Origin of the sequence: Bradyrhizobium vignae (genome assembly GCF_004114425.1) — a bacterium.
Lineage (GTDB): Bacteria > Pseudomonadota > Alphaproteobacteria > Rhizobiales > Xanthobacteraceae > Bradyrhizobium > Bradyrhizobium vignae.
In genome coordinates this window covers 155,727-167,516 of sequence record NZ_RDQF01000015.1, presented here as the reverse complement: position 1 = coordinate 167,516, position 11,790 = coordinate 155,727, and the positions used below count along the sequence as shown (strand labels likewise).

The following is an 11,790-nucleotide window of genomic DNA, read 5'->3' as shown; positions in this document are numbered from 1 at the left end:
GGCGCTTGGCGTGTTTTGCAACAACTCGTTGCATCCTTGCTACAAGCGATCATTCCACAACCAACCATCCGTTGCTTTCGCCGCAGAAAGCGAGCGCTTGGGCGGCACCTGCGCGAGCCTCCTCGAAAACGTCCGTATCAATCGATGCTCGCGCTACCTTAACGCCTATGCGGTCTTCCCTGCGCCTTTGGACAAGAGCGGCGAGAGATGACGCAAAGCTCGGGCGAGTTGCGCCGCGAGGACGCGAAGGCATGTCTGCAGCCACGCATTCGCCGTCATCGCCCGCGAAGGCGGGCGATCCAGTACGCCGAGACGGCAGTGGTTCAATCGAGAGGCCGCGGCGTACTGGAGTCCCCGCCCCAGTGCGCGAATGCGCACAAGGGGGAATGACAGCGTCACTTGGAGCACCACGCTGTCACCTCACACTCCGTCATTGCGAGCGCAGCGAAGCAATCCAGAATCTTTCCGAGGCGGGATTCTGGATTGCTTCGTCGCAAGGGCTCCTCGCAATGACGAGGAGGAGAGAGCGTGTACCACACGCCTCTCTCGTGCCCCGTCGCCGCACCGTGCCGTGTTGCTCGGGTCCCGGCTCTGCCCCCCAACGCTTCGCGGCTTGCAACTGGTTCCGGGACGCGAAAGTGCGACGCCGTCATCAACCACCCGTTCACAACCACGTGTCTTTATTCGGGAACAATCATTCCCTATTATGCCGCAATGCAAAAGACCGCCCGCCGATCTCCGTCTGCCCGTCCGCCCGGCCGTCCCCGGGAATTCGACATGGACACCGCCCTCGACAGGGCCGTGCGGGTGTTTCGCGAGCGCGGCTACCATGCCACCTCGATCGGCGACCTCACCGCGGCGATGCGGCTCGCTACGGGAAGCATCTACAAGGCGTTTCGCGACAAGCATGCGGTGTTTCTCGCCGCCTTCGAGCGCTATACGGTGCTGCGCCAGGAGCAGACCCGTAACGCGGCCTCGCGCGGCGCAAACGGCCGCGAGCGAATCCGTCACGTGTTGCTGTCCTATGTCGAGCATTCCCAGGGCAGCGAGGGGCGGCGCGGCTGCCTCGTCGTCGGCGGCGCGGTCGAGCTGTCCGCGCTCGATCCAGTCGTTGGCGCCCGCGTCAATGCGCAGCTCAAGAGCAACGAAAGCTTCATTGCCGGCCTCATCCGCGAGGGGCAGGCCGATGGCTCGATTCCCCGCCATGTCGATGCCGATGACACCGCGCGGCTGATGATCTGCATCACGCAAGGTCTGCGCGTCCTTGGCAAGGCCCGCCTGCCGCTCGACGGGGAGCGCCTCGTCGGCGTCGCGATGAAACTGCTCGCCTGAGTTTTTTGTCACAAAAGGGAATCATCATTCCCTATCTTTTACCTGGAGTCCATGTGAATGACGATGAATGCCACGATCGAGACCGCGCCCGGGCCGGATGCGGTGTCGCAGCGCCTGACCTTCGTGCTTGCCGCGGCCTGTGGCATGGTCGCCGCCAACATCTACTATGCCCAGCCGTTGATCGCCCCGATCAGCGCCGCGCTCGGCCTGTCGCATGCAGCGGCGGGACTGATCGTCACCATGACGCAGATCGGCTACGGCACCGGGCTGCTGCTGATCGTGCCGCTCGGCGATCTCGTTGAGAATCGCGCGCTGATCTGCTCGGTGATCACGCTTGGCGCCGCGGCGCTGCTCGCCGCCGCCTTCGCGACCCACGCGCTGCCGTTCCTGATCGCCGCGCTGTTCATCGGGCTCGGCTCGGTCGCGGTGCAGATCATCATCCCCTATGCGGCACATCTGGCGCCTGAAGCCATCCGCGGCCGCGTCGTCGGCAACGTCTCGACCGGTCTGATGCTCGGCATCATGCTGGCACGTCCGGTATCGAGCTTCGTCACGGCCGTGCTGTCGTGGCATGCAGTGTTCTTCTGCTCCGCCGCGCTGATGATCGTGCTCACGGCCGTGCTCTGGATGACGCTGCCGAGGCGCAAGCCTGTCACGCGCATGCACTACGGCGAATTGTTGCTGTCGATGCCGCATCTGGTGCGGGCCACGCCGCTGCTGCGGCGCCGTGCACTCTACCAGGCGAGCCTGTTCGGCGCCTTCACCCTGTTCTGGACGGTGGCGCCGCTCCAACTCGCCGCCGAGTTCGGCTTCTCCCAGCGTGGCATCGCGCTGTTCGCACTGGCCGGGGTTGCCGGCGTGTTCGCGGCGCCGATCGCAGGACGCCTCGCCGATCGCGGCCATAGCCGCATCGCGACGCTGGTCGCGATGCTGCTCGCGGCCGCCGGATTCCTCGTGACCTATATCGGCACGCCCGGCTCGATGCTGAATCTCGCCTGTCTGGTGGTGGCCGCGATTGCCATCGATATCGGTGTCCAGGGCAATGTCGTGCTCGGCTTCCGCGCCATATTCGTGCTCGGCCACGAGCACCGCAGCCGCCTCAACGGTCTCTACATGGCGACGTTCTTCGCCGCCGGTGCGGCCGGCTCCGCGGTCGGAGCCTTCGCCTTCGCGCAAGGCGGCTGGGTGCTCGCATCGGCCATTGGCGGCGCTCTGCCCATCGCGGGCCTGCTCTATGCGGCGACCGAATAGCCGCCGGCATGGGCGGAATTGTGCGATGCGGCCCGTTTACCAACCCCGCGAGGACGCACTTTCCGTCTCGCAGTCCCGGCGTCGCTGTAGTACTTTGGTCGCAAACGCACCTGGTTAACGGGTGGCAGGGGGAGGCTCATGAGACGTACGGGGCTGTTTGGCGTACCGCGGGTACGGCCGTGGTCGTGGCAGGCGTTTTTGCTCGGGCTGATCGTCGTCGCAATGTCGGCCGCGCTTCAGGGCATCTGCGTCGCGCTCGGGGCAAAGCTCTATTTCGTGGTGTTCCTGCCCAGCCTGTTCGTGCTTGCATTCGTTGCCGGCGCGCCGGCGGCGGTATTTGCCGCGCTGCTCACTGTTCCGCTGGTGTGGTGGGCGTTCATACCGCCCGCCTTCCAGTTCAACTCGCTGACCAGCGCAAATGCCGATTCCATCAACCTGTTCTGCCTCCTGGCCGTGCTCCTGATCGGCCTTGCCGATCTCTGCCGCGAGACGATGACGATCATCAGAAGCGGCGGGCTGAAACCTTCGGGCGAGAGCGCGGCAACGAATTCGCAATAGATCGCGCCGCGCACGTTGCGCTCGCGCAACAGTCCGGCAACCATCCGCGAACTTGCCGCGCGCCGCTAACTTTTCGAAAAAGATTTGGCCGCAGTTTCTCCCGCGGGAATGACGAGGGAGTTTTCGGACATGAACGGTCACGCCATCTTGGAGAACGTGCGCCGCTACCGCGGCATTGCATCGCTCTATCGCCAGACCGCAGCATTCCGCCCGGGCCAGAGCTGGTCGCTGCTGGAGCAGGCGAGGGATTGGGAAGCGCGGGCGCTGTCGGAGCTGGAGGCCTATTTCGCCACGCGCACCGACTGCAACGCCCCGCTCGCGGCCTGATCGCCGGCCGTCGGCGTGGACGTGAACCGGCTCGCCGACGGCGCGACCGCCCACGGGGCAATTACGGAGTTGCCCCCGCACTCTTGTGTGCTAGCAACGGGCCGATCGAGACATTTTTCACGTCGGCCGGGGCACGCGATGAGCACCTTCAACCGCATCTTCACGACGGAGCGTCTGCTTCAGATCATCGTGATACTGGCGGCAACCGTCGCCATGAAGCTGATGAGCTGAGCGCCGGCCGGCTACTGCCCGCCGAGTTCGGGCACATCAGGCAGATAATTCGATCCTTCCGAGCCCAGGAAATCGAACATCGCCTGCGCCGGCGGCAGCAACACCTTATCGCTGCGGCGGATCACGTACCATTGCCGTACGATCGGCAGCCCTGCAACGTCGAGCACGACGAGCCGGCCCTCGGCAAGCTCATGCGCCACCGTGTGGGCCGAGATGAAGGCGATGCCGAGCCCGGCGATGACGGCCTGCTTGATGGTCTCGTTGCTGCTCATCTCCATGCCGATGATCGGCTCGAGATCCGACTTCTGGAACATGCCCTCCATCAGTGTCCGCGTGCCCGAGCCGGGCTCGCGCGTGAGGAAGGTCTCGTGCACGAGGTCGGTGAGGTTGAGGCCGGAATCCTTCTCCAGCCAGTGGCCCTTGCGCGCGACGATGATGTGCGGATTGCGTCCGAGCTGACGGACGTCGACGCTGACGTCGGCCGGTGGCCGACCCATCACCGCGAAATCGAGGTCGTAGCCGTGCATGGCCTCGCGGATCTCCTCGCGATTGCCGATGGTCAGCTTGATCTCGATCTTGGGATAGCGCTTGGAGAACGCCGCGATCGCGTGCGGCACGAAATATTTCGCGGTCGACACCGCGCCAAGCTGCACCGTGCCGCCGGTCCGGCCTGCCAGCAGGTCCAGTGCGCCCTGGCAATCCGTGATGGCGGCCTCGACCCGCTCGGCCAGCGCCAGCACCTCCTTGCCCGCCTCCGTCAGCAGCATGCCGTCGCCAGTCCGCTGCACCAGCGGCAGGCCGGCAAGATCCTGAAGCTGCCGGAGCTGCTGGGTTACGGCCGGCTGCGTCAGCCCGAGATGGCTGGAGGCCGCCGTCACGCTGCCCTTGGCCGACAGCGCCGCAAGCGAGCGCAGCTGCCGGATCGTCAGATGCCGGAGCTGGGTCGCCGCATGGCCGGCGCCATTATAAGAAAATTCTTTGAGGCTCATTATGATTAGAAATTTTCCTTATTAGGCCGCCCCTGTCAATCTCCTGATGCCGGGACCGACCGCGCCAACCTCCAGAGGGGAGGGAAACTGGATGCGGCGCCGGCACAGGGATGGACGCAGATGACCGGGCAACTCAGGCTGGACGACCACCTTCAACGGTATTCCGAGACCGCACCTCACGCGCTCGCGGTGGCGGGCGCCGTCGATGCCATCGCAGCGGCCGCGATCGAGATTGCCGACCTCGTCGCCTCCGGCGATCTCGCCGCCGGCTCCGGTCTGACCAGGGGCCGCAACAGCGACGGCGATGTCCAACGGGATCTCGACGTCCAGGCCGACGCGATCCTGCGCCGCTGCCTCGGTCGGCTGCCGATCGCGGCGCTGGCGTCCGAAGAAATGCGCGAGGCCCAGATCGTCGACCGCGAGGGCCGCATCTGCATCGCGATCGATCCGCTCGACGGCTCCTCCAACATCGACATCAACATGACCGTCGGCACGATCTTCTCGATCCTGCCGGCGCCTGATGATCTCTCGCTGGCCTTCCATCAGCGCGGCTCGGCACAGCTCGCCGCGGGCTTCGTCACCTACGGCCCGCAGACCTCGCTGGTGCTGACGCTCGGCGTCGGCGTCGACATCTTCACGCTCGACCGCAAGGCCGGTTGCTTCCGCCTCGCGCGCAGCGGCGTGCAGATTTCCGAGGCCTGCGAGGAGTTCGCGATCAATGCGTCGAACCGCCGACATTGGGACCCGCCGGTGCGCGCCTTCATCGATGAATGCCTCGCCGGCGTCGAGGGGCCGGCCAACCACGATTTCAACATGCGCTGGATCGGCTCGCTGGTCGCGGAAGCCTATCGCATCCTCACCCGCGGCGGCGTGTTCCTTTATCCCTCGGACGCGCGCCCCGGCTACGGCGACGGCCGCCTGCGCCTCACCTATGAGGCGCATCCGATGGCGATGATCATCGAGCACGCCGGCGGCTCGGCCTCGACCGGGCGCGAGCGCATCCTCGATCTGTCCGCGCAGAGCCTGCACCAGCGCGTGCCGTTGATCATGGGCTCCAGCAACGAGGTGCGGCGCGCCGAGGAGCTGCATTGCGATCCGCTGCTGGTCGCCAGCGTTTCAGCGCCGCTGTTTGCGCGGCGTGGATTCTTCCGGCTGTAGGAGGACGAGCATGTCAAGGAAGCATCCGATCATCTCCATCACCGGCTCGTCCGGCGCCGGCACCACCTCGGTCAAGAAGACGTTCGAGCAGATATTTTTCCGCGAGAAGGTCAACGCCGTCTACATCGAGGGCGACGCCTTTCATCGCTACGACCGCGCCGAGATGCGCGCGCAGATGGCGAAGGAGGCCGAGCGCGGCAACAAGCACTTCAGCCATTTCAGCCCCGAGACCAACCTGTTCGAGGAGCTGGAGCGCGCCTTCCGCGACTACGGCGAGACCGGCACGGCGGTGACGCGGCATTACGTTCACGACGCCGAGGAATCGGTGCTGCATGGCGCCGCGCCCGGCACCTTCACCGACTGGAAGCAGCTGCCGGAGAACTCCGACCTGCTGTTCTACGAGGGACTGCACGGCGCCGTGGTCACGGATAAGGTGAATGTCGCGCGCTATGCCGACCTCAAGATCGGCGTCGTGCCCGTCATCAATCTCGAATGGATCCAGAAGCTGCACCGCGACCGCAGCGCGCGCGGCTATTCGACCGAGGCCGTCACTGACACGATCCTGCGGCGGATGCCCGACTACATCCACTACATCTGCCCGCAATTCACCGAGACCGACATCAATTTCCAGCGCGTGCCGACGGTGGATACCTCCAATCCGTTCATCGCGCGCTGGATTCCGACGCCGGACGAATCGATGGTCGTTATCCGCTTCAAGAATCCGCGCGGCATCGACTTCCCTTATCTGCTCTCGATGCTGCCGCAGAGCTGGATGTCTCGCGCCAATTCGATCGTCTGCCCCGGCGCCAAGCTCGATCTCGCGATGCAACTGATTCTGACGCCGCTGATCATGCAGCTGATCGAGCGCAAGCGCGGCTTGAAGTGAACAGGGAGAAGATCCGATGAACATCTCCGTCCATGCTGAAGCCGACCTCACGGCCGTCAAGCACAACGATCTCGCCAACGCTGTCCGCTTCCTCGCGGTCGATGCGATCGAGACATCGCAGTCGGGCCATCCCGGCCTGCCCATGGGCATGGCCGATGTCGCAACCGTGCTGTTCTCGCGCTTCCTGAAATTCGACTCGGCGCATCCCAACTGGCCGGACCGCGACCGCTTCGTGCTGTCGGCGGGCCACGGCTCGATGCTGCTCTATGCGCTGCTGCACCTGACCGGCGGCGATGTCAGCCTCGACGACATCAAGGCCTTCAGGCAATGGGGCTCGAAGACGCCCGGGCACCCCGAATATGGTCATACGCCGGGCGTCGAGACCACGACGGGCCCATTGGGGCAGGGGATCGCGACCGCGGTCGGCATGGCGCTCGCCGAGCGCATGGCCAATGCGCGGCATGGTGACGGGCTTGTCGATCACTACACCTATGTCATCGCGGGCGATGGCTGCCTGATGGAAGGCATCAGCCAGGAGGCGATCTCGCTTGCCGGCCATCTCGGGCTCGGCCGGCTGATCGTGCTGTTCGATGATAATGGCATCTCCATTGACGGCCCGACCTCGCTCGCAACGTCGGACGACCAGCTCGCGCGCTTCGCCGCCTCTGGCTGGTCGGCGCGCCGGGTCGACGGGCACGATCCCGAAGCCGTTGCGCAGGCGATTGCTGAAGAGCGCGAAACCGCAAAACCCTCGCTGATCGCCTGCCGCACCATCATCGGCTATGGCGCGCCTGGTAGACAGGGCACCGAGAAGGCGCACGGCGCGCCGCTCGGCACCGAGCAGACGGCAGCGGCGCGGCGGACGCTTGGTTGGGACTATCAGCCCTTCGTGGTGCCGATCCCGGTGCTCAAGGCGTGGCGGATGATCGGGCAGCGTGGGCAGGTCGATCGCCTCGCCTGGCTCGATCGCTACGAAGGTGCGACGCCAGAGCAGCGCGATCTGTTCGTCGAGGGCAAGGCCGTGACTCTGCCCGCCGCCTACACGCTTGCCGCGGCGAAATTGCGCGAACGCTTCGCCAGCGAGCGGCCAAAGCTCGCGACGCGGCAGGCCTCGCAACAGGTGCTCGATGCCATCGCCGGGACGATTCCCGGCCTGGTCGGCGGCTCCGCGGACCTGACGCATTCGAACCTGACGCATGCCAAGGCGCAGGCTCCGGTCAAGAGCGGTGCGTTCGCCGGCGACTACATCCATTACGGCATCCGCGAGCACGGCATGGCCGCCGCGATGAACGGCCTCGCGCTGCATGGCGGCTTCATCCCCTACGGCGGCACGTTCCTCGCGTTCTCCGATTACAGCCGGCCCGCGATCCGCCTTGCGGCCTTGATGCGGCTGCGCGTGATCCATGTGATGACGCACGACTCCATCGGTCTCGGGGAGGACGGGCCGACGCATCAGCCGGTCGAGCATCTCGCGGCGCTGCGCGTCATTCCGAACCTGCTCGTGTTCCGGCCGGCTGATGCCGTGGAGACGCTGGAGGCCTGGGATTGCGCGCTTATGGCGGAGCACCGTCCATCCGTGTTGTGCCTGTCGCGGCAGGCCCTGCCGACCTTCCGCAGCGATGCGCGCGGCAAAAACCGCGTCGCGCGCGGTGCTTACCTCGTTGTCTCCCCGGACGGCGGCCGCGATGTGACGCTCATCGCAACCGGCTCCGAAGTGTCGATTGCAATGGAAGCCGCGCGTCTGCTCGCGACCGAGCACATTCGCGCCGCTGTGGTCTCTGCACCTTGCTTCGCACTGTTCGAGGAGCAGCCGGAAGATTACCGCGCCTCCGTGCTCGGCACTGCGCCGCGCGTCGGCATCGAGGCGGCCGTGCAGAGCGACTGGTCGCGCTGGATCGGGATGGACGGCGAATTCGTCGGCATGCGCGGCTTCGGCGCCTCAGCGCCCGCGCCCGTGCTATATCGCGAATTTGGAATCACGCCGCAGAGCATTGCGAAAGCCGCCCGCCGGGCGATCGCCCGCAAGAGCCAATAAGGAGGGCGACCCTTTGGCCCGTATCACCCTTCGCCAATTGCTCGATCACGCCGCGAGTCACGGCTATGCCGTGCCGGCGTTCAACATCAACAACATGGAGCAGGGCATTGCGATCATGCAGGCGGCGGCCGAGGTCGACGCGCCCGTGATCATCCAGGCTTCGCGCGGCGCGCGCACCTATGCCGGCGATCTCATGCTCTCGCATATGATCGACGCGCTGGAGCGGACCTATCCCGATATCCCGCTCTGCATGCATCAGGACCACGGCAATGACGAGGCGACCTGCGCCTCCGCCATCGCCCATGGCTTCACCTCGGTGATGATGGACGGCTCGCTCAAGGCCGATGCAAAGACGGCGGCCGACTATGACTACAATGTCGCGATCACCCGCCGCGTCGTCGATCTCGCCCATTGGGTCGGCGCTTCGGTCGAAGGCGAACTCGGCGTGCTCGGCTCGCTGGAACACGGCGGTGGCGAGCAGGAGGACGGTCATGGTGTCGAGGGCAAGGTCAGCCACGACCAGCTGTTGACCGATCCGGACCAGGCCGTCGACTTCGTCGGTGCGACGAAGGTCGACGCCCTGGCGATCGCGATGGGCACCTCGCATGGCGCCTACAAGTTCAGCCGTAAGCCCGATGGTGACATCCTGGCGATGCGAGTGGTCGAGGAGATCCATCGCCGGCTGCCGAATACACATCTCGTCATGCATGGCTCTTCGTCGGTGCCGCAGCCACTGCAGGACATGTTCAACGAGTTTGGCGGCGAGATGCCGCAGACCTGGGGTGTGCCGGTCGAGGAGATCGTCCGCGGCATCAAGAGCGGCGTGCGCAAGGTCAATATCGACACCGATTGCCGGCTGGCGATGACCGCCGTGTTCCGGAAAGTGGCGGCCCAGGCGCGCTCCGAGTTCGACCCGCGCAGGTTCCTCAAGCCCGCGATGGACGCGATGCGAGAGCTGTGCCGCGAGCGGTTCGAGCAGTTCGGCACGGCGGGCCATGCGAGCAAGATCAAGGTGGTCCCGATGAGCGAGATGGCGCGGCGCTATCGCGCCGGCGAGCTTGATCCGCGCATCGACGCCCGCGAACCGGTCGCAGCCTAGTCATTCAGAGAGAGAAGAGCAGGAGAGAGCCATGAACGCACATGCAGGCACGGTCCGCGGCAAAGAGCGCTATCGCTCCGGCGTGATGGAATACAAGCGCATGGGCTATTGGGAGCCCGATTACACGCCGAAGGACACGGACGTGATCGCGCTGTTCCGCGTCACGCCGCAGGAGGGCGTCGACCCCATCGAGGCCTCGGCTGCCGTTGCCGGCGAATCCTCAACCGCGACCTGGACGGTGGTGTGGACCGATCGACTGACAGCGGCCGAGAAATATCGCGCCAAGTGCTACCGCGTCGATCCCGTCCCGGGCTCGCCCGGCTCGTATTTCGCCTACATCGCCTACGATCTCGACCTGTTCGAGCCGGGCTCCATCGCCAATCTTTCGGCTTCGATCATCGGCAACGTGTTCGGCTTCAAGCCGCTCAAGGCGCTGCGCCTCGAAGACATGCGCTTTCCGGTCGCCTATGTGAAGACGTTCCAGGGACCGGCGACCGGCATCGTGGTCGAGCGCGAGCGGCTCGACAAGTTCGGCCGGCCACTGCTGGGCGCGACGGTGAAGCCGAAGCTTGGTCTGTCCGGCCGCAACTACGGCCGCGTGGTCTACGAGGCGCTGAAGGGCGGGCTCGATTTCACAAAGGACGACGAGAACATCAACTCGCAGCCCTTCATGCATTGGCGCGACCGTTTCCTCTACTGCATGGAGGCGGTCAACCGCGCGCAGGCTGCCTCGGGCGAGGTGAAGGGCACCTACCTGAACGTCACCGCGGGCACCATGGAGGACATGTACGAGCGCGCGGAGTTCGCCAAGGAGCTCGGCTCGGTCATCGTCATGATCGACCTCGTGATCGGCTACACCGCAATCCAGTCCATGGCCAAATGGGCCCGGCGCAACGACATGATCCTGCATTTGCACCGCGCCGGCCATTCGACCTATACGCGGCAGAAGAGCCATGGCGTGTCGTTTCGCGTCATCGCCAAATGGATGCGCCTCGCCGGTGTCGACCACATCCATGCCGGCACGGTGGTCGGAAAGCTCGAAGGCGATCCCAACACCACGCGCGGCTACTACGATGTCTGCCGCGAGGACTTCAACCCGACCAAGCTCGAGCACGGCCTGTTCTTCGACCAGCACTGGGCGAGCCTCAACAAGATGATGCCGGTCGCTTCCGGCGGTATCCATGCCGGCCAGATGCACCAGCTGCTCGACCTGCTCGGGGAGGACGTCGTGCTGCAGTTCGGCGGCGGCACCATAGGCCATCCCATGGGCATTGCGGCTGGTGCGACCGCCAATCGCGTGGCGCTGGAAGCGATGATCCTCGCCCGCAATGAGGGCCGCGACTATGTCCACGAAGGGCCGGAGATCCTCGCCAAGGCGGCCCAGACCTGCACGCCGCTGAAGGCCGCGCTCGAGGTCTGGAAGGACGTGACTTTCAACTATCAATCCACCGACACGCCGGACTTCGTGCCGACCGCGCTGGAAACCGTCTGAGGAGAATGGAGATGAAGATCACCCAGGGCTGCTTCTCGTATCTGCCCGATCTGACCGATGACCAGATCTCCAAGCAGGTGCAATACTGTCTCGCCAATGGCTGGGCGGTGAATATCGAGTTCACCGATGATCCGCATCCCCGCAATACCTATTGGGAGATGTGGGGCCTGCCGATGTTCGATCTCCAGGATGCCGCCGGCGTGATGATGGAGCTCGCCGAGTGCCGCAGGGTCTACGGCGACCGCTACATCCGCATCAGCGGCTTCGATTCCAGCCACGGCTGGGAATCGGTGCGGATCTCCTTCCTCGTCAACCGGCCGAAGCAAGAGGCGGAGTTCGAGCTCGTGCGGCAGGAGGTGGGGGGCCGCGCAATTCGCTACACCACGGTGCGCCGGCCGGCCGCGCACGCGTCAGCTTGAGTCTTTCGCTTCC

Annotated in this window: 12 protein-coding genes; 11 read left to right on the top strand and 1 reads right to left on the bottom strand. The window is 65.3% G+C overall.

The annotated features are described in order from the left end of the window. From EAV90_RS40155 to EAV90_RS15795, 5 genes are all read left to right on the top strand, one after another. Positions 1-211: hypothetical protein (locus EAV90_RS40155; RefSeq protein ID WP_208738503.1), on the top strand; the 211-nt coding region annotated here is incomplete at its 5' end. Between the two features lie 503 nt (positions 212-714). Further along, the gene (locus EAV90_RS15810; RefSeq protein WP_122404746.1) at positions 715-1,332 is read left to right on the top strand and encodes a TetR/AcrR family transcriptional regulator; all 618 of its coding nucleotides are present in this window, start codon (positions 715-717) and stop codon (positions 1,330-1,332) included. A 57-nt stretch (positions 1,333-1,389) separates the two neighbouring features. Then, positions 1,390-2,583, top strand: coding sequence for an MFS transporter (locus EAV90_RS15805; protein ID WP_129143921.1), 1,194 nt, complete (start codon positions 1,390-1,392; stop codon positions 2,581-2,583). Between the two features lie 138 nt (positions 2,584-2,721). Further along, the gene (locus EAV90_RS15800; protein ID WP_129143920.1) at positions 2,722-3,141 is read left to right on the top strand and encodes a DUF4118 domain-containing protein; all 420 of its coding nucleotides are present in this window, start codon (positions 2,722-2,724) and stop codon (positions 3,139-3,141) included. Between the two features lie 129 nt (positions 3,142-3,270). Then, a complete protein-coding gene (locus EAV90_RS15795) occupies positions 3,271-3,468 on the top strand; it encodes a hypothetical protein (RefSeq protein WP_129143919.1) in 198 nt (65 codons plus the stop codon). A 242-nt stretch (positions 3,469-3,710) separates the two neighbouring features. On the opposite strand, the gene EAV90_RS15790 is transcribed toward EAV90_RS15795, so the two are convergent. After that, positions 3,711-4,688, bottom strand: a complete 978-nt coding sequence (locus EAV90_RS15790; protein WP_129143918.1) for a LysR family transcriptional regulator — start codon at positions 4,686-4,688, stop codon at positions 3,711-3,713. Between the two features lie 120 nt (positions 4,689-4,808). On the opposite strand from EAV90_RS15790, the gene EAV90_RS15785 reads away from it, so the two are divergent. The 6 genes from EAV90_RS15785 to EAV90_RS15760 are packed head-to-tail and all read left to right on the top strand — an operon-like array spanning position 4,809 to position 11,777. Continuing rightward, complete coding sequence (locus EAV90_RS15785) at positions 4,809-5,846, top strand: class 1 fructose-bisphosphatase (protein ID WP_129143917.1); 1,038 nt, start codon at positions 4,809-4,811, stop codon at positions 5,844-5,846. A 10-nt stretch (positions 5,847-5,856) separates the two neighbouring features. Beyond that, a complete protein-coding gene (locus tag EAV90_RS15780; protein WP_129143916.1) occupies positions 5,857-6,732 on the top strand; it encodes a phosphoribulokinase in 876 nt (291 codons plus the stop codon). A 16-nt stretch (positions 6,733-6,748) separates the two neighbouring features. Then, the gene (gene tkt / locus EAV90_RS15775; RefSeq protein ID WP_129143915.1) at positions 6,749-8,767 is read left to right on the top strand and encodes a transketolase; all 2,019 of its coding nucleotides are present in this window, start codon (positions 6,749-6,751) and stop codon (positions 8,765-8,767) included. Between the two features lie 13 nt (positions 8,768-8,780). Then, entirely contained in the window at positions 8,781-9,866 is a 1,086-nt protein-coding gene (fba, locus tag EAV90_RS15770) for a class II fructose-bisphosphate aldolase (RefSeq protein ID WP_129143914.1), read from the top strand. 31 nt (positions 9,867-9,897) lie between these two features. Continuing rightward, positions 9,898-11,358, top strand: a complete 1,461-nt coding sequence (locus EAV90_RS15765) for a form I ribulose bisphosphate carboxylase large subunit (protein ID WP_129143913.1) — start codon at positions 9,898-9,900, stop codon at positions 11,356-11,358. 11 nt (positions 11,359-11,369) lie between these two features. Continuing rightward, positions 11,370-11,777, top strand: coding sequence for a ribulose bisphosphate carboxylase small subunit (locus EAV90_RS15760; protein WP_122406815.1), 408 nt, complete (start codon positions 11,370-11,372; stop codon positions 11,775-11,777). Positions 11,778-11,790 lie beyond the last annotated feature (13 nt).